The 23,014-nt window shown below is 71.8% G+C and carries 16 protein-coding genes; 13 read left to right on the top strand and 3 right to left on the bottom strand.

The annotated features are described in order from the left end of the window. Positions 1 to 425 precede the first annotated feature (425 nt). Together ACFCV8_RS25960 and ACFCV8_RS25965 are read left to right on the top strand one after the other, a co-directional pair. The gene (locus ACFCV8_RS25960; RefSeq protein ID WP_376687851.1) at positions 426 to 1,187 is read left to right on the top strand and encodes an RNA polymerase sigma factor; all 762 of its coding nucleotides are present in this window, start codon (positions 426 to 428) and stop codon (positions 1,185 to 1,187) included. Then, positions 1,166 to 2,293 (top strand): hypothetical protein, encoded by a 1,128-nt coding sequence (locus ACFCV8_RS25965; RefSeq protein ID WP_376687852.1) that lies wholly within the window; start codon positions 1,166 to 1,168, stop codon positions 2,291 to 2,293. The genes ACFCV8_RS25960 and ACFCV8_RS25965 overlap by 22 nt, the downstream gene beginning before the upstream one ends. A 164-nt stretch (positions 2,294 to 2,457) precedes the next feature. Here the strand turns inward: ACFCV8_RS25965 and ACFCV8_RS25970 are convergent, their stop codons facing one another. Next, the gene (locus tag ACFCV8_RS25970; RefSeq protein ID WP_376687853.1) at positions 2,458 to 3,423 is read right to left on the bottom strand and encodes a L,D-transpeptidase family protein; all 966 of its coding nucleotides are present in this window, start codon (positions 3,421 to 3,423) and stop codon (positions 2,458 to 2,460) included. A 122-nt stretch (positions 3,424 to 3,545) separates the two neighbouring features. Between ACFCV8_RS25970 and ACFCV8_RS25975 the strand changes: the two genes are divergently transcribed. The 4 genes from ACFCV8_RS25975 (at position 3,546) to ACFCV8_RS25990 (ending at position 9,949) form a co-directional block, all read left to right on the top strand. Continuing rightward, positions 3,546 to 5,126, top strand: a complete 1,581-nt coding sequence (locus tag ACFCV8_RS25975) for a methylmalonyl-CoA mutase (protein WP_376687854.1) — start codon at positions 3,546 to 3,548, stop codon at positions 5,124 to 5,126. 56 nt (positions 5,127 to 5,182) lie between these two features. Beyond that, positions 5,183 to 5,848 (top strand): leucine efflux protein LeuE, encoded by a 666-nt coding sequence (gene leuE / locus ACFCV8_RS25980; RefSeq protein ID WP_376687855.1) that lies wholly within the window; start codon positions 5,183 to 5,185, stop codon positions 5,846 to 5,848. Positions 5,849 to 6,083: 235 nt separating this feature from the next. Continuing rightward, on the top strand, positions 6,084 to 7,601 hold the full coding sequence (locus ACFCV8_RS25985; RefSeq protein ID WP_376687856.1) for a hypothetical protein: 1,518 nt from the start codon (positions 6,084 to 6,086) through the stop codon (positions 7,599 to 7,601). Then, the gene (locus ACFCV8_RS25990) at positions 7,598 to 9,949 is read left to right on the top strand and encodes a glycosyltransferase (RefSeq protein ID WP_376687857.1); all 2,352 of its coding nucleotides are present in this window, start codon (positions 7,598 to 7,600) and stop codon (positions 9,947 to 9,949) included. Before ACFCV8_RS25985 ends, ACFCV8_RS25990 begins: the two co-directional genes overlap by 4 nt. A gap of 135 nt (positions 9,950 to 10,084) precedes the next feature. Here ACFCV8_RS25990 and ACFCV8_RS25995 read toward each other — a convergent pair whose 3' ends face one another. Then, on the bottom strand, positions 10,085 to 11,482 hold the full coding sequence (locus ACFCV8_RS25995) for a polysialyltransferase family glycosyltransferase (protein ID WP_376687858.1): 1,398 nt from the start codon (positions 11,480 to 11,482) through the stop codon (positions 10,085 to 10,087). Continuing rightward, positions 11,479 to 12,459: a glycosyltransferase family 2 protein gene (locus tag ACFCV8_RS26000; RefSeq protein ID WP_376687859.1), complete on the bottom strand. Its 981-nt coding sequence runs from the start codon at positions 12,457 to 12,459 to the stop codon at positions 11,479 to 11,481. Before ACFCV8_RS26000 ends, ACFCV8_RS25995 begins: the two co-directional genes overlap by 4 nt. 208 nt (positions 12,460 to 12,667) lie before the next feature. Between ACFCV8_RS26000 and ACFCV8_RS26005 the strand changes: the two genes are divergently transcribed. The 7 genes from ACFCV8_RS26005 (at position 12,668) to ACFCV8_RS26035 (ending at position 22,973) form a co-directional block, all read left to right on the top strand. Beyond that, positions 12,668 to 14,008: a DUF6716 putative glycosyltransferase gene (locus ACFCV8_RS26005; protein ID WP_376687860.1), complete on the top strand. Its 1,341-nt coding sequence runs from the start codon at positions 12,668 to 12,670 to the stop codon at positions 14,006 to 14,008. A gap of 20 nt (positions 14,009 to 14,028) precedes the next feature. Further along, positions 14,029 to 15,264 carry a cytidylyltransferase domain-containing protein gene (locus tag ACFCV8_RS26010; RefSeq protein ID WP_376687861.1) on the top strand — a complete coding sequence of 412 codons (1,236 nt, stop codon included), beginning with the start codon at positions 14,029 to 14,031 and terminating at the stop codon, positions 15,262 to 15,264. A 50-nt stretch (positions 15,265 to 15,314) separates the two neighbouring features. Then, positions 15,315 to 16,247, top strand: coding sequence for an N-acetylneuraminate synthase family protein (locus ACFCV8_RS26015; protein ID WP_376687862.1), 933 nt, complete (start codon positions 15,315 to 15,317; stop codon positions 16,245 to 16,247). 11 nt (positions 16,248 to 16,258) lie between these two features. Further along, entirely contained in the window at positions 16,259 to 17,314 is a 1,056-nt protein-coding gene (locus ACFCV8_RS26020) for a hypothetical protein (protein WP_376687863.1), read from the top strand. A 173-nt stretch (positions 17,315 to 17,487) separates the two neighbouring features. Then, positions 17,488 to 17,811, top strand: a complete 324-nt coding sequence (locus ACFCV8_RS26025) for a hypothetical protein (protein ID WP_376687864.1) — start codon at positions 17,488 to 17,490, stop codon at positions 17,809 to 17,811. Between the two features lie 36 nt (positions 17,812 to 17,847). Continuing rightward, complete coding sequence (locus ACFCV8_RS26030) at positions 17,848 to 18,237, top strand: hypothetical protein (protein WP_376687865.1); 390 nt, start codon at positions 17,848 to 17,850, stop codon at positions 18,235 to 18,237. A 455-nt stretch (positions 18,238 to 18,692) separates the two neighbouring features. Beyond that, positions 18,693 to 22,973, top strand: a complete 4,281-nt coding sequence (locus tag ACFCV8_RS26035; protein WP_376687866.1) for a LamG-like jellyroll fold domain-containing protein — start codon at positions 18,693 to 18,695, stop codon at positions 22,971 to 22,973. The last annotated feature ends 41 nt before the right edge of the window (positions 22,974 to 23,014 follow it).

Genomic DNA, 23,014 nt, shown 5'->3' on the forward strand with positions numbered 1-23,014 from the left:
GCACCGGCCCCCGGGGCACGAACTCCGGGGGCCGGTGCCGTGCGGGGAACGGCCGAAGGAGTCGTCGGCCGGAGAACTGACCGGCTCTCTGATCGCGCCACCCGCCACGCCGTTGGTCACGCGGGCCGCGAGGCCGCGGGGAGCACCGGGCCGGGGCGGGGGAGTCGGAAGACGAGGACGACCGGGGCCGCCACCCCCCACAGGAGAGGCCCCGGTCGTCTTCCCCGGGGCCGTAGGACGACCCCGTACTCCCTTCAGCGCCGTCGTCGCGATTTCTGTCACACCACGGCCGGGGCGGCGGAATGTCGCGGGTTGTGCAAGACGTGGACGCGGGCCCCGCCGAGGACGTAGCGTGCTGAGTCGCGCAGCGTGGCGCGGCAGTGATGACCAGCTGCGATTCAGGACAGCAGGGCAGGGTTGAGGGAGTGCTGGGGGACGACGCGGAGCTCACTGCCGCGGTGCTCGCGGCGCAGGACGGGGACGAGGACGCCTTCCGTACTGTGTACCGCGCTGTGCAGCCGCGACTGCTGGGCTACATAAGGACACTCGTGGGGGAGCCGGACGCCGAGGACGTGGCGTCCGAGTCGTGGCTGCAGATAGCCCGGGACCTCGACCGGTTCAGCGGCGACGCCGACCGCTTCCGCGGCTGGGCGGCCCGGATCGCCCGCAACCGCGCGCTGGACCACATCCGGATGCGTGGCAGGCGCCCCGCGGTCGGCGGCGACGAATCGGAGCTGTCCGAGCGGCCCGCCGAGTCCGACACCGCGGGCGAGGCGATGGAGGCGCTGGCCACCGGCCGCACCATGTCGCTCATCGCCCAGCTGCCCCAGGACCAGGCCGAGGCCGTGGTGCTCCGCGTGGTGGTCGGCCTGGACGCGAAGAGCGCCGCGCAGACGCTGGGCAAGCGCCCCGGCGCGGTACGCACCGCGGCGCACCGGGGACTGAAGCGGCTCGCCGAGCTGCTGCGCACGGACAGCGGTTCCAGCGGCGAGGAGGGCGCCCCCGGCGACGGCGCCGGGGGCGGTACGGGCGCCCGTCACCCGCACCCCCACGTACACCCGCACCCCGGCCAGGTGGCCCGGACCGCGGAACTCGACGGGATGCCCGCCCAGCGTCCCGTCCGCAACGGTCTGGCGGCGCCGGCGGGTGTGACGCATTCGCGTCCATGGACGCAGAAGGACATGTGATGGCCGACGAGCGGTACGAATGGCTTGACAAGGACGCCGCGGAGCGACTGCTCCGGGGCGAGCCGGTCGATCCCGTCGACGGTCCGTCGGGCACGGACGCCGGGAGACTCGCGGCCGCACTGGAGGCCGCCGCCCGTGCCGCCCGCCCCGCCACCACCGAACTGCCCGGTGAGGCCGCGGCGCTGGCCGCCTTCCGCGAGACGCCCCGTGCCGCGCGGGCGCGCGGTGCCGCCGGCCGGGCGGACGGTCCGGCCGCCCGTGCCGAGGTACTCGCTCCGGTGCACCTCGGGCGCGGTCCGGGCGCCGGTGCGGGACGGGGGCGCCGCACCCGCTGGAGCCGGCCGGTCCGCTTCGGTCTCGTCGCCTCGTTCGCGGGGTGCGCGCTCGGCGGGGTGGCCGTGGCGGCGGGGACCGGGATCCTTCCGGTCCCGTTCGGCGGCGGGGCGCAGCCCGCCAGTTCCGTATCGGCCGCGGCCTCGCCGAAGGAGCTCGGTTCGAGCCCCTCCGACGGGCGGACCGTACCGCCGCCCGCCTCCCCGGGCACCGGGGCCACCACGTCACCCGCGACCCCCTCCGCCCCGGCCGACGGCCAGAAGTCCGGCGGACCGCGCCGGACGAAGGACCCGGACGGCGGCGGGGGCGGCGGCACGGCGAGCGGCGGCGGGAACGGCCGCAGGCCCGGCGCCCCGACCGGCTCCGTCGACGGCCGTCACGGCGGCGGCTCCGGCTCCGGCGCCGGCTGGTACGCCAAGGCCGTCCAGGCCTGCCGCGACTACCGCGACGGCAGTCTCAACGAGCAGCGCAGGCGCAAGCTCGAAGAGCTGGCGAAGGGGGCCGCCAACCTGGACCGGTTCTGCGACCACGTCCTGGAGGAGTCCGGGAACGGGCAGAACGGGAACGGCCAGGGCGGCAGCGGCGGCGGCAGCGACAACAACCAGGGCAGCGACCGCGGCACCGGTGACGACCACGACGAGGACGAGAACGAGGGCCGCGGCAACGGCAACGGCAGCGGAATCGGCTACACGGCGACGCCCTCCCCGGCCGGGAACCCCGGCGGTGAGGAGCCGCCCGGCGCCCCGGCCGCCCCGTCCGTCCGGGGGGTGTGACACTTTTCGGCCTCCTGGCGCTGAACAGAATGCCGACTGGTCATCGGCAGCGCAGCGAGCCGGGGTTCCCCCCGTACCTACGGCTCAGCGCACCCGGCGCGGGCGGGACATGTTCCCCCTGTCCCGTCCGCGCCACTTCTCCGCCCCGGGGACGCCCCCGGCGGTCAGCCGTAGACCACCACCTTGTCCCCGTCACGCACCTGGTCGAAGAGCGCGGCGATCTTGGCCTTGTCCCGGACGTTGACGCAGCCGTGCGAGGCACCGTCGTAGCCGCGGGCCGCGAAGTCCGCCGAGTAGTGCACCGCCTGGCCGCCGCTGAAGAACATCGCGTACGGCATGGGCGTGTGGTAGATCGTCGACACGTGGTCGCGGGACTTCCAGTACACGGAGAAGGTGCCCTCGCGGGTCGGTGTGTACTGGGAGCCGAAGCGGACGTCCATCGACGACACGACGCGGCCGTCGATCATCCAGGACAGCGTCCGGCTGTTCTTGCTGATGCACAGGACCCGGCCGGTCAGGCAGCGCTTGTCCGGTTTGGCGGCCGGGCGGGTGGTCGGCGGGTCCAGTTCACCGGCGGTCGGCTCGCGGGTCATGCCGAGCAGTTTCCGCCAGGTGAGGGTGTCGGTGCGGCCGGTACGGACGAGACCCCGCTTGCTCTGGAAGGAACTGACCGAGGCGGCCGTGACGGAGCCGTAGTAGCCGGTGGGGCTGCGGTCGAAGTGGCCGATCTGCCGCAGCCGGGCCTGGAGTTCCCGCACCTGCCGGCCCTGGGAGCCGTTCGCCATCAGCGTCTCGCCCTGCGGGTCGGGCGTGGGGGAGGGCGGCGCGGTGGTCCCGGGGGAGCCGGAGGGGTCCGGGAGGTCCGGGGACGACGTGACCGGTGCCGGTGCCGGTGTGTCGGCGGGCTTGGCGTCCTCCGTGGCGGTGTCGGCGGGCTGCGACGGGGCCGGTGGCGCGGACGCGGCCGAGTGCGTCTGCCCGGCGGCCTGGGCCGTGCAGCCCGCCGTGGCCGCGGCGACGGTGAGGGCGGCGAGGACCGCGAGCGCCCCCGTGCGGCCCCGCCCGCCGGGACCCGCCGGTCCTGTGTGTGCCGCTGTGCTGTCAGTGGTGCCGGTGGTGCGGTCCCTCATCTCTCTGCCCCCTGCGTCCGGTGTGTGTCCGGTGTCCCTGGACCGATTCCCGCCCTGCCGGGTCGCCAAAGCCCGCGCATGATGGGAGGGCGGCGAACCAGCTTCAGCGGGAGGTACGGCGGATGACGCGTGAGACGGAGTCGGGACTGCCCATCGAGCCGGTCTACGGACCGGACGCGCTCGACGGCTGGGACCCCGGCGAGAAGCTGGGCGAACCCGGCGCCTACCCCTTCGCACGCGGCGTCTACCCCACGATGTATACCGGCCGCCCGTGGACGATGCGGCAGTACGCGGGTTTCGGTACGGCCACGGAATCCAACGCCCGCTACCGGCAGCTGATCGCCGACGGCACCACCGGCCTCTCCGTCGCCTTCGACCTGCCCACCCAGATGGGCCACGACTCCGACGCGCCGATCGCGTCCGGCGAGGTCGGCAAGGTCGGGGTGGCGATCGACTCGGTCGACGACATGCGGGTCCTGTTCGACTCCATCCCGCTGGACCGGGTCTCCACCTCGATGACGATCAACGCCCCGGCCGCACTCCTGCTGCTCCTCTACCAACTGGTCGCCGAGGAACAGGGCGTACCGGCCGAGAAACTCACCGGCACCGTCCAGAACGACGTGCTCAAGGAGTACATCGCGCGCGGCACGTACATCTTCCCGCCGGCGCCCTCGCTGCGGCTGGTCGCCGACACCTTCCAGTACTGCCGCACCGAGATCCCGAGGTGGAACACCATCTCGATCTCCGGCTACCACATGGCCGAGGCCGGGGCCACACCCGTGCAGGAGATCGCGTTCACCCTGGCCGACGGCATCGCCTACGTACGCACCGCCGTCGCGGCGGGGATGGACGTCGACGACTTCGCGCCCCGGCTCTCCTTCTTCTTCGTCGCCCGTACGACGCTCCTGGAGGAGGTCGCCAAGTTCCGCGCCGCCCGCCGGATCTGGGCCCGGGTGATGAAGGAGGAGTTCGGCGCGAAGAACCCCAAGTCGCTGATGCTGCGCTTCCACACCCAGACCGCGGGCGTCCAGCTCACCGCCCAGCAGCCCGAGGTCAATCTGGTGCGGGTCGCCGTGCAGGGGCTGGCCGCGGTCCTCGGCGGCACCCAGTCGCTGCACACCAACGCCTTCGACGAGGCGATCGCCCTGCCCACCGACAAGTCCGCCCGGCTCGCCCTGCGCACCCAGCAGGTCCTGGCGTACGAGACGGACGTCACCGCCACCGTCGACCCGTTCGCCGGTTCGTACGCCGTGGAGCGGATGACCGACGAGGTCGAGGCCGCCGCCGTCGAGCTGATGGACCGCGTCGAGGCCATTGGCGGCGCGGTCCGCGCGATCGAGCAGGGCTTCCAGAAGGGCGAGATCGAGCGCTCCGCGTACCGCGTGGCCCTGGAGACCGACAGCGCCGAACGCGTCGTGGTCGGCGTCAACCGCTTCCGGCTCGACACGGAGGAGCCGTACGAACCGCTCCGCGTCGACCCCGCGATCGAGGCCCTCCAGGCGGCCCGCCTCGCCGCCCTGCGCGCCGAACGCGACCAGGACGCGGTGGACGACGCCCTGTCCCGGCTGCGCACGGCCGCCGCGGGCACCGACAACGTCCTCTACCCGATGAAGGACGCCCTCAAGGCCCGGGCGACGGTCGGCGAGGTCTGCGACGCGCTGCGCGAGGTGTGGGGGCGGTACGTCCCCCCGGACGCCTTCTGAGCCGGGAGCCGGACCCCCGGGACACGAGGGCGAACGGGCGTGCGACACTCCGTCCCATGCTGGGTGTCACCGACCTTCCGACCTACCTCGCCGGGCTGGCGCTGATCGTGCTGCTGCCGGGGCCGAACTCGCTGTACGTGCTGTCCGTCGCCGCCCGGCGCGGGGTACGCACCGGGTACGCGGCGGCGGCCGGGGTGTGGACCGGCGACACCGTGCTGATGACGCTGTCCGCGCTCGGCGCCTCCTCGCTGCTGCGGACGACACCGGTGCTCTTCGCCGTCGTCAAGTACGCCGGCGCGGGCTACCTCACCTGGATGGCCGTCGGCATGCTGCGTACCGCGCTGGCCATGTGGCGCGAGCGGCACCTGCGGATGGCCGAACTGACCGGACAGGACGCCGGGGACACGGTCACGGCGACGATGGAACGCCCCTACCGGCGGGCCCTGGTGGTCAGCCTCGTCAACCCGAAGGCGATCCTCTTCCTCATCTCCTTCTTCGTGCAGTTCGTCGACCCGTCCTACGCCTACCCGGCGCTCTCCTTCCTGGTGCTGGGCACCCTGCTCCAGTTCGCCAGCTTCCTCTACCTCTCCGTGCTGATCTTCGGCGGCACCCGGCTCGCCGCCGCCTTCCGCCGCCGCAAGAGGCTGTCGGCCGGGGCGACCTCGGCGGCCGGGCTGCTGTTCCTCGGGTTCGCGGCGAAGCTCTCGCTCAGCAGCGTCTGACGGCTCTCCGTCCGCGCCGAACGACCCCCGACCTGCGGGGTCGGTGCGCCGTTTCCCGTTCGGACAAGGCGAGTTCACCCGGCGGCCGTTCAGCTTTCCTAGCGTGGCCCGGAACCGATCCGGCGCGTCGCGCATCCGCCCCGCCCCGGGGCCGGGTGTGCCCCTGGCGCGCCCCGGTGACCGTACGCCCGGACCCGCCCCCCTCCCCCCACGGGCACCAGACGCTTGGAGCGCCATGAGAGAAGCCCGCACCCGCCCGCCGCGGCAGCGCGACGCGGCCGACGCGGAGAGCGCCGCCGCCCGGCACGCCTCCGTCGAACCGACCGATGTGGACGTGTGCCTGCGCGCCTGCTCCGCGCACAGCACCAAACTGGTCGCCGGGCTCGACCGGCGGCGCGGTGTGCTCGCCGAGGCGCTGCGCCAGCTGCTCGCCACGTACGCGGCCCGGCCCGCCGCCACGACCGCCCCGGCCGGCGCCTCCGCCCTCGCGCTGATCCGCCGCACCGGCAAGGCGGGCGGCGGCGCCCAGGCCCTCCCCGACGCCCTGATCGACCCGCTGCTCACGGCCGGCAACAAGGCCCTGGACTGCGGATACGAGGACGAGCTGAAGCTCGCCCTGCTCATCGCGGACACCGTGCTCACCCAGCGCAAGGGCTCCCGGGCGGGATGGCGGCTGCGGGCCAGGACCCTGGAGGCGATGGGCGCGGAGGCCGCCGCCGTCGAGGCGTACGAGCGCTACCTCTCGTTCACCGAGGACGACGGCTTCGGCGTCGCCGCCCGGGTCGCCGGAATCCGGGCCGGCGCCGAGCGCCAGGCCGAGCTGCTGCGCCGCCTGGAACGCGACTGCCCCGCCGCCACCGCGTACGCCGACCGGCCCGTCACCGAGTCCTGGGCCGAGGGCCTCGACCGCCACGCCCGCGGCGACCTGGCCGGAGCCGAGCCCCGGCTGATCGGCGCCCTGCTCGCCCAGGAGCGCTCCGGCGCCCCGGTCCAGGAGATCCAGGAGGCCGCCGCCCAGTACCTGGCCCTCGCCCTGGAGTCGGCCGGTACGGACCCCGCGGCCGCGGCCCGGATCACCGCGCTCGCCGGCCTCTACGCCGAACAGCGCCGCAACCGGATGCGCGGCCCGGTCCCCGACCCCACCTTCGGCGGCGTCCGGTGGACCACGGTCGGCGAGTTCCGCAACCGGATCGCCGGGAAGACGATCTGCCTGATAGCCAACTCCCAGCGCGTCGGCACCAGTTCGATGGGCAAGGAGATCGACGGATACGACCTGGTCGTCCGTTTCAACTCGTACCGGATCGACCCGGCGGCCACCGGCCGGCGCACCGACATCCACGCCACCATCCACAAGCACGGCTTCAACTGGGACCAGAAGGTGCACACCCGGCTGGTCTTCGGCGGGCTCTCCAACGACTGGAAGCACTCCCTGCGCAACCGCCTCGTCCCCGGCGCCCAGGAATTCCTGGGCGACGAGTCGCTGCGCTGGCCGCTGCGCGACCTCGGCCGCGTCGGCACCGACGTCTGGCCCGCCATCCCCACCAGCGGCTTCAACATGCTGTGGCTCCTGGACCACCTCGACGTCAGCAGCCGGATCGACCTGATCGGCTTCGACTTCTACGAGAGCGGCGCCTACCGGCTGGCCGACGCGATGAAGATGCCCATCACCTCCGTGCACGAATACACCAGCGAAAAGGCGTGGGTCATGGAACGCGCCCAGGACGTCACCGACATGAGGATCCGACTGCGATGACGACGACCGCCACACCCCCGTCCGCGGCGGCCCTCCCCGCGCCGGCCACGACCGCCAACCCGCTCACCGGCAAGCGCAAGGTCGCCTTCGCGAGCTTCGTCGACGAGAACTACCTGCCCGGCTTCCTCGCCCTGCTGCGCAGCCTGGCCCTGTCCAACCCGAACGTCTGCGAGGACTTCCTCGTCCTGCACGACGGACTGCGCCCGGCCTCCGTCGCACAGATCCGGGCCCTGCACCCGCGCGCCGACTTCCGCCGCGTGGACGCCGACCACTACGACTCCTACGCCAAGGGCGACCAGGACAACTACCTGGTCCGCAAGGCCTACTTCATCCTCGACATCTTCAAGGTCCGCGACTACGACACCGTGATCACCCTGGACACCGACATGGTGGTCCTCGGTGACCTGGGCGAACTGCTCGCCCTGCGCGACGGGCTGGCCGCCGTACCGCAGTTCTTCTACGGGCAGCACAAGCTCAACAGCGGACTGCTGGTCATCCAGCGGGAGTTCTTGAGCGACGCGTTCTGCGCCCGGATCGACGAGGTCGGCCGGGCCGGCACGTACGAGCTGGACAAGCACGACCAGGGCATCCTCAACGCCGTGCTCGACGGCGACTTCGTCCAGCTCGATGCCCGCTACAACTTCGTCAAGCGGCGGCTGTCCGGCGACCTCCCGGTCCCCGACTCCACCGCGATCCTGCACTTCACCGGACGCCACAAGCCCTGGCTGGGCGGCGAGGCCGGGTACCGCGAGGCGGAGGACCGCTGGCGCGACTTCGAGCTGTCCGACGCCGACTTCCACGCCGCGTACCTGGCGCTGCCCGGCGCCAAGCACCACGACCTGCTGGTCCACTACGGCACCCCGCACGTGGCCCGCACCGGCTCCCCGGAGGCCGCCCGCAAGGTCGCCGCCGCCCACATCGCGGCCGGCGAGTACCAGCAGGCGGTGGACCTGCTGGGCCGGGTCACCATCCCGGTCGACGAGTCCTGGCCGCACGAGGTGCTCGGCCACGCCCTGATGAGCGTGTCCCGCTACGAGGAGGCCCGCGCCCGGCTGCTGCTCGCCACCGCCGCGCCCAACCGGGCCGCGACCGCCTTCGCCCGGCTCGCCCAGATCTCCTGGATCCACGGCGACGACGAGGAGGCGGCCGCGTACGCCCTCAAGGGCCTCTCGGTCGACCCCACGCACCGGGCCGGCCGCCTGATGCGCCTGCGCACCACGGACGTCACCCCGCCCGTGGAGGGCCCCGCCGCCGGCCAGCTCGCCCACGTCGCCTTCTACATGGAGCGCCAGGGCAACGCCGGGGACAAGCTGCTGCCCGAGAGCGTCCGGCTGGCGTTCGGCCGGGACACCGGACCGCGGCGCTGGCACTCCGTCCACGCCCACCGGCTCTTCGACGAGGCCGCGCTGGAGCGGGTCAACGAGCGCCGCGGCCTGGTCATCGGCGGCGGCGGCCTCTTCATCCCGGACACCGCGCCCAACGGCAACAGCGGCTGGCAGTGGAACGTCCCCGACACGCTCCTCGACCGGATCGACGTACCGATCATGGTGTACGCGGTCGGCTTCAACGCCTTCGACGGCCAGGCGTACGGACACGGCCGCGAGCGGTTCCTCTCCAGCCTGCGCACCCTCGTCGAACGGGCCTCGTTCTTCGGGCTGCGCAACCACGGCTCCATCGAGAAGGTCCGCGAACTGCTGCCCGCCTCGCTCCACGACAAGGTGCGCTTCCAGCCCTGCCCGACCACGGTCACCCGGCAGCTGGTGGACGGCTGGACCGACCCGGCCGCCCGCGAGGACACCGTGCTGGTCAACGCCGCGTACGACCGCGCCGGGCTCCGCTTCGGCCACGACTACGCCCACTTCCTGGGCGAGATGGCGAAAGCGGTGCGCGGACTGGGCGGGCTGGCCGAGGTGAAATGCGTCGCCCACTCGCTGGACGACGAGCGGATCGCCTTCGACCTGCGCCGCGAGCACGGGATCTCGCTGCCGGTGATCCCGATGTACGACTTCGACAACGAAGCGATCCGGGACACCTACGCCCGGACCAAGCTGGTCATCGGGATGCGCGGGCACGCGGGAATGATCCCGTTCGGCTGCGGCACGCCGATCATCAGCCTGATCTCGCACCCGAAGATGGCGTACTTCCTGGCCGACATCGACCGCCCGGAGTGGGGCATCTCCGTCCACGACCGGCACCTCGGCGCCCGGCTCGTGGAGCGGGCCGCCGGGCTGCTCGACGACCACGCGGCGACCGTCGCCGACGTGCACGGACGGCAGCGGGAGCTGTGGAAGGTCACCGAGGCCAACGCGGCCGACCTGCGCGTCATCCAGGGCGGCGTCAGCCTCTGACGGCACCGCGGAAAGAGAGCGGGGCCGGACACGCGTACACCGTCCGGCCCCGCTCCCCGGGGCCTTTCGTCCGGATCGGGCCAGGGCACGCGGGGCCGGCCCGGTCCGGGCGAAAGGCTCGCCCGTCCGGTGCGGTCAGTGCCGCACCACCCGGCGCCGCACCGAGCGGGCCACCCGCCGCACCACCGCGTTGCGCGGCAGGAACGCCAGCTGGGCCGGGACCGCGCCCGGCAGCGCCAGCGAGGTCAGCCGCCTGCGCTTGAAGTACCGCCAGGTCGCCTCGGACAGGTGGGCGGCCAGATAGCGTTCGGCGGCCGGGCGCAGCCCCGGGTAGATCTTCGGCTGCATCGCGAAGCCGACCGCGGTGACCAGCTCGGTCAGCTCCGCGGCGTCCGCCGGCTCGCCGCCCGCCGCCGCCCGCTCGACGGCCGCCCGGTCCGTCACCTCCGGCACCAGCGCGTCCACCAGCGTGACCGGCACCCGGTTGCTGTTCTCGTACGGGGAGAGCCGGTCCAGCAGCAGCTCCGTGCCGACCCGGGCCACCGGCAGCCCGTAGAACGCCGAGGCGGTCAGCAGCGCCGTCGAGAAGCAGCCCACCACCAGCGCGGGCCGCATCCGCAGATACAGCACCTCGGCCAGGACCGGCGCGGGCAGCACCGCCTCGTCCAGCACCGTCAGCTCGGCACCGAGCCGCCCGGCCTCCTCGCGCAGCGCGTTCGACCACTGCGCCGGGGCCGTGGGGTGCGGCTTGAAGACCAGCCGGGTGTGGCCGAGCGCCACCGCGCCGCGCATCATCCGCAGGTGCAGCCCCTCCTCCTCGGCCGCGCTGATCAGCCCCAGCGCCGAGAGGTACTGGCCGAGCAGCAGCGCGGGCCCCGCCCCGTCCCCGGCCCCCGCCGCGTCCGGCAATCCGTCCCCGGCCCCCGGCGCGTCCGCCAGCTCGCCGAGCACCTTCAGGAAGGAATCCGTCGGCACGATCCCCGGCGCCACCCCGAACTCCGTGAGCAGCAGCGGCCGCAGCCCCGGCACCAGGTCCAGATGGAGCAGCCGCCGCACCCGGGTGCCGATCAGGGGGTCGAGCTTGTTGCGGGTGGGGCCGTAGCTCATCAGCCCGTCCGCGTACACGTCGAGCGGGGCGCCGGTGAAGATCTGGGCGATCGCCTGGGCCGGGTTGACCTGGATCGACTCGACCGCCAGCTCGACGTGGTCGTCGCCCAGCCCCCAGGCCAGGCGCAGATGCCGCTCCCACAGCGGTACGTCGTCGGGGCGCGGCTCCCAGCCGCCCGGGTGGAAGGGGGCGATCGTGGCGTTCCACGACACCACGTCGTCGAAGCGGCCGCGCAGTACGCCGAAACCGGGCATCGTGTCGAGGGAGGGCGTCGTCTCCGGCACGGCCGCGTTGTTCGCGACGAGCAGGATCCGGCGGTCGGCCTCCGGGAAGCAGCCCGCGTCGAGCGCGGCGGCCAGGGTGGCGGCGCCGTAGAGCGTGGAGGCGAGGAAGATCTGCGTGGTGCGGGACCGGGCGGTGCTCATGCGGCCGCCACCTCCTTCCCGGCCGGACGGCGGCGCAGCCGGCGCAGCAGGGTGGCGCGTTCCACGTCCATCGAGTCCAGGGCCTCGTCGAGCACCTGCTGCGGCATGCGTCTGAGCGCCGCGGCACTCAGCGATTTGAGGGTGCGGGCCACTGCGGGTTCGAACCTTTCGATCGAGCTCACGTGATGGAAAATGATCGCGCAATAGGTGCGGACCGCTTTCGGGAGAAGTACCCGTGCGTCACGGTCCTCGGCGGTCTCCCGAATGACCTGGTCGAACGAGCGAATGAAATCGAGCTGACGCACGTCACCGATCTGTGTGAGCGAAGAAGCCACGCCCCGCCGGTAGAAAATTCCGAGAAGTCCGAGCACCGCGAAGGAATCCGCCTCGCGGTGCAGTCGCCAGATCCACGGACGGTCCTCCGCGGTGCGCAGCCCGTCCGTGAAATGCAGCAGCCCGCGGTCCAGCAGCCGCCGGTGGTACAGCCCGGCCCAGGCGTACGGATAGTCGACCGAGGTGGTCCGTCCGGCGGGCAGGATCGCGTCCCTCGGGTCCATCACCTCGCCGCGCCGCCCGTGCGGGACCCGGTGCACCGTACGGTTCCTGGACTCGACCTGGACATGGTCCGTCCGTACGAAGTCGCAACCCAACTCCTCGGTTCTGGCGAGAAGTTCGGCGTAGAAACCGGGGGCGGTCCAGTCGTCGCCGTCCAGGAACGCGAGGTACTCGCCGCGCGCCGCGTCCAGACCGGTGTTGCGGGCGGTGGCCAGTCCGCCGTTTTGCCCGTGTCTGAGGACGACCACTCCCTCGATCTCCTCCTCGGCGCGGCGCAGGATGTCCGCGGTCCCATCCGTCGAACAGTCGTCGACCAGGATGAATTCGAAGTCCTCGCGGACATTCGCCCGCAGACTTCTCAAGGTGTCGGGGGCGTATGTCTGCACGTTGTAGAACGGCACGATGACCGAGAGCTTAACCACCCTCCCACGCTAGGAGCGGGCCCGTCTTTTGCCCTGACCCCGGATGGGACGACGGGTGAACGGTGAATGTCGGAATGATGAACCGGGCCGGATCGCTGATCTCCATGTCCTCTTTGTGAGGGTGATTCGCCGAGCGTCGTCGGGCTGTTAACCAGCTGTTGCCGTGACGTTGGGCCGCGAATCGAAATGCCTTCCTAGCGTCTGGGGCGTGCCCCCACGTACCGAAAAGACGACCGCCCTCAGGGTCGCCGTGCTCGCCGACTCCGACACCCGGTGGAAATGGGGCGCGCTCACCGCGCGCCGCCTCACCGCCGGGGACCCGGAACGGCGCGTCGAGATCAGCGGACTGCTGCTGCGCGGCCGGGCCACCCCGACCCCGCGCCAGCTCGCCGAGATCGGCGACGTCGGCATCGCGACCGGCCGGGTGCGCGAGGTGACGGCCGTGGAGTTCCTGCACACCGTGCGGGACGAGGGGTACGACGTGGTCGTCCTGGCCCTGGTCGGCGGCGGCGTCCAGGCGATGCTGCACGGCCTGGCCGCACTGCGGCTGGAGACCAGGCCGGTCGTCGTCACCGGTTACGTCGGCGTCGTCTACGAGAAGCTCGCCGACGGGCTGCTCCTGCGGCACGGCGCGGACATCGTCCTCGCCAACTCCCGCCACGACGCCGACCGTTTCCGCGCGGTGTACGAGGGGGTCGGCGCCGACGCCTCGGCCGTCACCGAGGCCGCCCTGCCCTTCCTCGGCGGCGCGCCGCACCGCCCCGAGCCCGGCCGCGACACCGTCGTCTTCGCCGCCCAGCCCTCCGTACCGGCCTCCCGCGCGGACCGTACGTACCTGCTGCGCAGGCTCGCCGAGCACGCCCGGCTGCACCCCGGCCGCGAGGTCCTGCTCAAGCTGCGCTCCAAGCCCGGCGAGCACACCACGCACATCGAGGAACTCCCGTACCAGCGGCTCGCCGAGAAGCTGCCCGGCGGCCTCCCGCCCAACCTCCGCCTGGTCTACGGGCACATGGGCGAGGTCCTGGACCGCACCGACCTCCTGGTCACCGTCTCCTCGACCGCCGCACTGGAGGCCCTGCACCGGCGCGTCCCCACCGCGATCCTCACCGACCTCGGCGTCCGCGAGACCCTGGGCAACCACCACTTCGTCGGCTCCGGCCTGCTCACCTCCTGGGACCACCTCGACGGCGGCTTCCGCCCCGAGCCCGACCCCGGGTGGCTGGCCGGCCAGGGCGTCGCCGCCGACGGCACGTACGTCACCGCCTACGACCACGCACGCGCCCGCGTCGACGCCCTGCTCGCCGCCGGGCCGCTGCCCGATCTCGCGCCCTACTACACGCCCGCCACCGCCCCCGGCTACCTCCCCGGCATCCTCGCCCGCCACCACCTCGCCCCCGACGGCCACCCGCTGCCGGGCGCCGGACGGCCGCGCGAGACCGGGCGGGTGCGCGGCGCGGTCCGCGAGGCGGTCCGGGAAGCGGCGCGCGGCGCCTACCGGCAGGGCGTCCAGCGGGTCGCCCCGGTGATCCGACGGATGGGCGAGCTGTGAACACCACCTCAGGAGCAGAGATGACCCCGACCCCCACCGTGCTCGCCGTGATCCCCGCCCGAGGCGGATCCAAGGGCGTACCGGGCAAGAACCTCGCCCAGGTCGGCGGCGTACCGCTGGTCGCCCGCGCGGTCCGCGCCTGCCTCGCCTCCCACGAGGTCACCGACGTCGCCGTCACGACCGACGACGCGGCCATCGCGGACGCCGCCCGCGCCGCCGGGGACGCCTCCGCCCGGCTGCACGTCGTCCAGCGCCCCGCCGCCATCGCCGGGGACAGATCGAGCAGCGAGGACGCGGTGCTCCACGCCCTCGACGCGTACGAGGCGACCACCGGCCGCACCGTCGACGTGGTGCTGCTCGTCCAGTGCACCAGCCCCTTCGTGCTGCGGGAGGACATCGACGGGGTGGCCGCCGCGGTCGCCCGCGACGGCGCCGACACGGCCGTCACCGTCGCCCCCTTCCACGGCTTCCTCTGGCGCGACGGCAGCGCGATCGAGGAGGACAACTACGGGGTCAACCACGACAAGTCCGTACGCCAGATGCGCCAGGACCGCCCCGAGGACCTCCTCGAAACGGGCACCGCGTACGCCATGGACGTCCAGGGCTTCCGCACCCACCGCCACCGCTTCTTCGGCCGCACCGCCCTGGTCCGCACCGACGCCGCCCGGGTCCTGGAGATCGACGACCCGCACGACCTCGACCGCGCCCGCGCGCTGGCCCCGCTGCTCGACCCGGCCCCGCTGCCCACCCTCGACGACGTCGACGCGGTCGTCCTCGACTTCGACGGCACCCAGACCGACGACCGGGTGTTCATCGACTCCGACGGCCGCGAGACCGTCGCCGTCCACCGGGGCGACGGCCTCGGCATCGCCGCCCTGCGCAAGGCCGGACTGCCGCTGCTGATCCTCTCCACCGAGCAGAACCCGGTGGTCGCCGCCCGCGCCCACAAGCTCCGCATCCCGGTCCTGCACGGCATCGACCGCAAGGACCTGGCACTCAAGCAGTGGTGCGACGAACACTCCGTCGCCCCCGAACGTGTCCTCTACGTCGGCAACGACGTCAACGACCTGCCCTGCTTCGCCCTCGCCGGCTGGCCCGTCGCGGTCGCGAGCGCCCACGACTCGGTCCGGGCGGCGGCCCGCGCCGTCACGACCACCCCCGGCGGCTTCGGCGCCATCCGCGAGATCGCGGCCTGGCTGCTCGGCCCCACCCTCACGACCACCACGACCACACCCTCCTCCCAGTCCCCCGAATGACCCGGGTTCCCCGGACCCGACCCGTCGTCCCAGCTAAGGAAGAACACCTCATGAGCACCTCCCGCCTGCGCACCCTCGGCAACCGCACCGCCGGCCCCGGCCACCGCGTCTACATCACCGGCGAGATCGGCATCAACCACAACGGCGACCTCGGCAACGCCCTCGCGCTGATCGACGTCGCCGCCGAAGCCGGCTGCGACGCCGTCAAGTTCCAGAAGCGCACCCCGGAGATCTGCACCCCGCGCGACCAGTGGGACATCGAGCGCGACACCCCCTGGGGCCGGATGACGTACATCGACTACCGCCACCGCGTCGAGTTCGGCGAGGACGAGTACCGGGCCATCTCCGAGCACTGCGCCGAGCGCGGCATCGACTGGTTCGCCTCCCCGTGGGACACCGAGGCCGTCGCCTTCCTGGAGAAGTTCGACGTCCCCGCCCACAAGGTCGCCTCCGCCTCGCTCACCGACGACGAGCTGCTGCGCTCCCTGCGCGCCACCGGCCGCACGGTCATCCTCTCCACCGGCATGTCCACCCCGAAGCAGATCCGCCACGCGGTCGAGGTCCTCGGCTCGGACAACATCCTGCTCTGCCACGCCACTTCGACCTACCCGGCCAAGGCCGAGGAGCTGAACCTGCGGGTCATCAACACCCTCCAGCAGGAGTACCCCAACGTCCCGATCGGCTACAGCGGCCACGAGACCGGCCTGCAGACCACGCTCGCCGCCGTCGCCCTCGGCGCCACCTTCGTCGAGCGCCACATCACCCTCGACCGCGCCATGTGGGGCTCCGACCAGGCCGCCTCCGTCGAGCCGCAGGGCCTGACCCGCCTGGTCCGCGACATCCGCACCATCGAGGCCTCCCTCGGCGACGGCGTCAAGAAGGTCTACGAGTCCGAGCTCGGCCCGATGAAGAAGCTCCGCCGGGTCACGGGCGTCGTCGCCGAGAGCGAGGCGGCCCCGGCCGCCGAGCCGGTCGCGGTCTGACGGGCCGACCGGTGAACCTCGCCTTCGTCGAGAGCCCGGTCCAGCTCCTGAACGTCCTGGAGTGGGCCTACGCAGAGGGAGGCGACGACCGGGTCCTCACCGACATCACGGTCGTCGTCCTCCCCCCGGTCGACCCGATGTCGCGCGGCCAGCTGCGCCGGATGGCGGAGCTGGCCCGCGACGAGGGCATCACGGTGCGCTGGCAGGAGGCGCGCGGCGGTGCGACCGCACCCCTGAAGAGCCTGCGCGACCTGTCCGGACTCGTCCGCGGGGCGCGGCACATCGTGATCGGCGACCCGTTCTCCCGGTACGTACAGCTCCTGCTCACCATGGTCCGGGCCCGCCATCTCACCGTGGTCGACGACGGCACCGCCACCATGGAGTTCGTCGCCCAGCTCGCGCGCGGCGAACGCCTGGTGCGCTGGCACCGCAAGGGCAGCAAGGGCCCGCGCGAACTGGTCCTGGCCCCGGTCACCGCCCGCGCCCGCAGCCGCTTCACCCCGTCCGCCGACCGTACGGTCGAGGTCTTCACGGCCATGCCGGTCGAGGCTCCGCCCGGCGTGACCGTCACCTCCAACACCTTCGCCTGGACCCGGGCCCGCTTCGGCCCGCCGCGGCTGACCAAGGGCGCCGACCTGGTGGGCACCTCCCTGGTCGAGACGGGCGTCGTCGACCACGACCGCTACCTGGAGGCGGTGGCCGCCCTGGCCCGCACCCACCACGCCACCCGCTACTTCGCCCACCGCCGCGAATCCACCGACAAGCTCCACGCCCTGGAGGCCGTCACCGGCCTGGAGATCGTCCGCCCCGACCTCCCCCTGGAACTCATCGCCCGCCGCGGCCCCATCGGCCGCACGGTCCTCAGCTTCCCCTCCACCGTCGTCCACACCCTTCCCCTGGCCCTGGCCGGCACCGAGGTGAAGGTCGCCGTCTGCGACATCGCCCCGGAATGGCTCCGGGACACCGCCTCCCCCCGGGCCCACGGCTTCCTCTCCGGCGTCACCGAGACCGCCCGCGACGTACAGCGCCTGGCCCCGTGGCGCGCCACGGCGGTGACCGAGGCATAGGGCCTTCCGTCCGGACCGGGCCGGGCTCGACCCGGACGAAGGACCCCGACCCGCACCACACACACCCCTGGCCCCGCCCACCCACCGGAACACCGGGGGTGGGCCCGGTCGTATCTTCGGGGAAACGCTGATGGGCGACGCCGGATCGTGCCGTCGTCCCGAGGGGGAGTTCCGTGATCATCGCTTTCGTCGTCTCCGCCGTCATCGCCGTGGGCTTCGTCGGCTACCTGGCCACCCTCTTCAAGCGCGACCACGACATCAGGTGGAACGGCCGGGACGTCCGCGCCCTGGTGGAGGACGTCCGCCACGTCGGCACCAACGACGCCGGAAGCTTCGAGATCACGTACCGCCTCTCCTGGCAGGAGGACGGCGCGAGGAAGACCGTGGAAGGCCGCGAAACCATCTCCGCCCGCCGCTTCCCGCAGCTCCGGCCGGGCCACGAGATCGCGATCAGGTACCTGGACGACCGGAACGTCAGGTTCGTCTTCGACGCGTAGACGCGGGCCCGGAGGCGGCGCGAGGACGATGTCCCCATGGCCCTGATGAACACGACCGACCCCGACTTCCGCGTGTGCCGGATCGGTTTCGACGTGCTGCTCGACATCCAGCGGGACGCGGAGCACCGGAGCTGGGGGACCCGGTGGACGTCGGTGGACGCACTCCGCAGCCAGGTGAAGGAAGAGAGCGTCGTCCTCAGGCCGCTGATGCGCGAGGAGCGAGCAGGAGCCCTACGGGCCTACCGGTGCCTGGTCCTGTTCGCGGCCACGGACGGCGGGGGCGCCGGCGGAGTCGCGACGATCGACCTGGATCCGGCGAGATACCTGTCGTTGGACCGGCTCGACCGGGACCCGGACGTCCGCGAGGTCCTGGTCCGGATGTTCGCCCTCGCCGCGGACGGGATCTCGATGGTCCCGAAGAAGTGACGGCGGGGGGCGAAGCCGTTTCGCGCCGAGGCGCATCAGCGGCAGCCCTGCCGGGACTTCCAGGCCGAGGCCCGTGAGAACGAGATCAGGAAACAAGCCCTGGACGATGGCGCTGTCGGGTCCGAGTCTTGGTGAACGTTCGGCGCTGTCGGGGCCGGGACGCCCTCGGCCCAGATGCTCGCCGTTGACCTCCATCGCGACCTGCGCAGGTGGACGACGGATCGTGGCACCGCCCTTCTCGGTAGGCGTAAGCAGCGGCAGCAGCCCACTCTCGATCCCGGCCAGGGCTGCTCGGCTGCGCACCTTGCAGTGCCCCACATCACATACCGCATGCCCTGTTTAGTTAAGAAGGGGAAGATCATCCCTCTGGTTGGAAGTGTGTCCTCTACATATAGTCCACCCAGATTCCCTGCTTCTCATGGAATCTTCATCTTCTTGAGGTTGGTGTGGGAATTATGTGGAGACGGTTGCGCGGTCGACGAGGAGCCGGGGTGGTGGCTGCCGTCGCGTTGAGCCTTGTGGCGGGAGGAGCGCTGACGCCACAGGCGGCCGTGGCCTCCGTGCCACAGGTGTCGAAGTCCGCGGAGCCGACCGGTGGTGACGCCGAATCAGGCACCGAGCCAGACGCCGAAGCGAGCATCGACGCGGCCCAGGCCAGGGCGAAGCGCGAGGGCCGCCCGGTCGAGGTGATGTCCCTGCGGGGAGAGAGCCGAGAGGTCTTCGCGACGCCGGACGGAAACCTGGAGGCCCAGGAGCATCTGCGCCCGGTCCGGACCCGGGTCGGCGGAGAGTGGAAGCCGATCGACACCGCGCTCGCACGGACCGGCGACGGAGGTGTGGCTCCGAAGGCGAGCACGGTCGACCTCGAATTCTCCGGGGGCGGCAGCACACCGCTGGTGCGTATGAAGAAGGCCGGACGCGAACTGGCCCTGTCGTGGCCCGGGAAGCTGCCCGCGCCGGACCTGGACGGTGCGACCGCCACGTACGCCGAGGTTCTTCCCGGCGTGGACCTGCGGATGGAGGCGCAGGAGGACGGGTTCGCCCAACTGCTGGTCGTGAAGTCCGCGCAGGCCGCGCAGAGCGAGGAACTGACCGAGCTGCGCCTGCGGCTCGCCGCCGACGGCATGGACGTGAACACCACGGCCGAGGGCGGGCTCGAAGCGATTGACGAGGGCGCGAAAGGGGCGGTCTTCGAGGCGCCGAAGCCCATGATGTGGGACTCCAGCGCCGCCGCACCGGCGAGTTCCGTGAAGAGCTCCGCCTCGGCGAGGTCGTCCGCGGCGGACCCTGCGGCGAGCGCCTCACCGACGGAGTCCGCGCGGCTCGCCCCGGTGGGCGTGGAGATCGCGTCGGGTGGCGGCGAACTGGTTCTTACGCCGGACGCCGATCTACTGAAGGGCGAGGACACCGAGTACCCCGTCTTCATCGACCCGCAGTGGTACTCGCCCCGGGCCTCGGCCTGGACGATGGCTTCGAAGTACTGGGCGTCGTCGCCGCAGTGGAAGTTCAACGGTGAGTCCACCGCCGGCATGGGGTTCTGCAACTGGGACTACTGTGCACCCAACGACACCAAGCGGCTGTTCTACCGGGTCCCCACGTCGACGTACGCCGGCAAGTCGATCCTTTCCGCCGAGTTCGTGGTCCACAACACCTGGTCGGCCTCGTGTTCGGCGCGCAAGGTCCAGCTCTGGCGCACGAAGGACATCTCCTCGTCCACGACATGGGACTCGCAGAACGCCGCGGGGTTCTGGATCAAGAAGCTGCAGACCGAATCCTTCGCCTACGGATTCACCGGGTGCGCCGCGAAGGACGCGGAGTTCGACGTGAAGGCCGCGGTGCAGGAAGCGGCGAACGGCAAATGGTCCACGATGACGTTCGGCCTCCAGGCCGACGACGAGTCGGACAAGTACGGCTGGAAGCGGTTCTCGAACAAGGCCGTCCTGCGGGTGAAGTACAACCGCCCGCCGGTACAGGTCAAGATGTCGCAGCTCGTCATGGAGTACGGCGGCGTCTGCAAGCGCCCCGAACAGGCTGCTCGTGTACGTACCTTGGGAACGATCAGGGCGAACCAGGTCAAGGACCCCGACAACGACAACGTCTCGGTCCAGTTCCAGGCATCGTGGGACGCCGGGGACGGCAAGGGCAACATCGCCCGCTGGAATCCGGCCCGGACGACGTCGAAGCCGTCCGGCTCGACCTTCGTCATCGGCCTGCCGACCTCGATCCCGCAGAACAAACGGGTCTCCTGGCAGGTCCGGGTGTACGACGGCGCCGAGTACTCCCCGTGGTCCAGCGCGGGTGATCCCACGGGCTGCTACTTCACGTACGACACTTCGGTTCCCAAGGCCCCGTCCGTCACTTCGAGCGACTACCCGGCCTCCGACCCCGAGAACCCGGACGACCCCTGGTACGACGGGGTCGGCAAGTACGGCGCATTCCAGATCAAGGCCGCCGAGAACGACGTCACGAAGTACCAGTACGGCCTCAACGGCTCTCCTCTGCCGAAGAACGAGTTGGCCACCTCCGGCGGGGCGGAGAAGACCATCCAGATCCTTCCCTCGGAACCCGGGCTGAACTTCCTCACGGTCCGGTCGCTCGACGCCGCCGGGAACGGAAGTGAGGAGCGGACGTACTTCTTCCGCGTCAAGACCGGGCAGCCGGAGAAGGCCGCCTGGCGCATGGACGACGAAGCCGGTGCGACCGAGGCCCGGGGGACCGCGGGAGCCCGGGTTGCCGCACTGAAGGGCGGCGCGACCGCGGGCGTCCCCGGCGTCCTGGGAACGGCGGTCTCGTTCGACGGCGTCGACGACTACGCGGTGACCGACATTCCCACCGTCGCCACCGAGACCGGGTTCTCGGTCTCGGCATGGGCGAACCTGTCCCGGATGCCGACCTCGGCAGCCATCATCGCTGCCCAGCCGGGCAACTACAGCCCGAGCTTCGAGCTGTACTACTCCAAGTCGTACGACCGCTGGGTCTTCAACCAGTACACGTCCGACACGGCGACCGCCGGAGCCGTGCGTGCCATGGCGCCCAGCCCGGGCGGGGTCACCCCCGGACAGTGGACGCATCTGGTCGGCACCTACAGCTCGGCGTCGAAGGAACTGAAGCTCTACGTGCAGGGCGCGCTCGTGGGCACGACCACGTACAGCACACCGTGGGACGCCCGACGCGGGCTCCAGATCGGGGCCGGCTCGTACGACGGCAAGCAGGCGTCGTTCTTCCCGGGCGCCATCGACGAGGTGCGGATCTTCGACAAGCCGATCTCGGCGACGGAGGTCACGAACCTGTACAAGAAGCAGCCCATCGGCTCGGGGCGACCGGCCCGCGCGGTGTTCCCCATGGACGAACCGGCGGGTGCCACGGAAATCACCGGTCGGGCGGACGTCCACCCGGCTGTGCTCCAGGGCAACGCCGTCACCGGTCAGCGCGGCATGAACGGCAACGCGCTCACGCTCGACGGCTCCGGTGACTACGCCGTCTCCGGCGCTCCCCACCTCAACAACCAGCGCAGCTTCACCGTGTCGGCCTGGGCGAAGATGCCGAAGACCAAGCCGACCCACGCGGCGATCATCGCCACCCAGACCGGCACGCACAAACCGGGCTTCGAGCTCTACTACTCGAACTCCTACGACCGCTGGGTCTTCAACCAGTACGTGTCCGACACCTCGGACGCGAGCGCGGTCCGCGCCATGCAGCCCGAGGGAACGACCGCGTACGGCGGTGGCTGGGTGCACCTGGTCGGTGTGATGGACACCGTGGTCGACCGGCTGACGCTCTATGTCAACGGTGTCGAAGCGGGCCAGGCCAAGGCCGCCACGACGTGGTACGCCGGAGGCCCCGTACAGATTGGGGCGGGTTCGTACGACGGGAAGCCCGGCTCGTACTTCCCCGGCCAGATCGACGACGTCCGCCTCTACGACCGACCGCTGTCCGCCGGAGAGGTCGAGCAGATGTTCCGACAGAGCCCTGTTCTCAAGGGGCGCTGGAACTTTGAGGAGACGACGACCGGCACCCCCGTGAGCACCCCGGACTCCGCAGGGGAGTCCTCGGCGATGAACCTGTACGGCGGAGCGAAGACCGGTATGGGAACCATCGACAACCAGGGCCTTCAGCTGAACGGTGTCGACTCCTACGCGGAGGTCCCGACGATGCCGGTCGACACCGGTTCGAGCTTCACGGTGACCGCGTGGGCCCAGGCCGCTGCGCTGCCGGACCATCCGATGACCGTGGTCAGCGCCGGAGGAAGCAAGCGGAGCGCCTTCGACGTCCGTTTCCGGCCCGATCCGGCCGATCCACAGGGGCTGGGGCGCTGGGAGCTGACTCTCCCGGACGCGAACAGCTCGACCGCGGCGGTCAAGCAGGTCGGCAACACGGAGTTCTTCGACGTCCGCGACTGGAACCACCTGGCCGTGGTCTACGACGGCTTCGCGAAGGAAGCCAGGCTCTACGTCAACGGCGTGCTCCAGGAAGTGGCGTGCGGTGACAGCGACGGGGACGGCGCGGCGGACGACAGCGCCTGCCAGGACCTCGTCGCCTGGGCCGACAACGTGCTGACGTTCCAGGCCGACAAGGGCATGCAGGTGGGCCGCACTCTGGCAGGCACCGCGAGCGACTACTTCGCGGGGACGATCGACGACGTCTGGGCCTTCGAGGGAGCGCTGAACGACAGCCAGGTCGGTTACCTCGCCAACAACTGGTTCGAGATCCCGACCGAAGTACCGGCTGGTATCTGATTCCGGCGGACGGGGGCTCCCGACCGGGCGGTGAGCCTGGT

Origin of the sequence: Streptomyces sp. NPDC056347 (assembly GCF_042262625.1) — a bacterium.
In the GTDB taxonomy this organism is placed as follows: domain Bacteria; phylum Actinomycetota; class Actinomycetes; order Streptomycetales; family Streptomycetaceae; genus Streptomyces.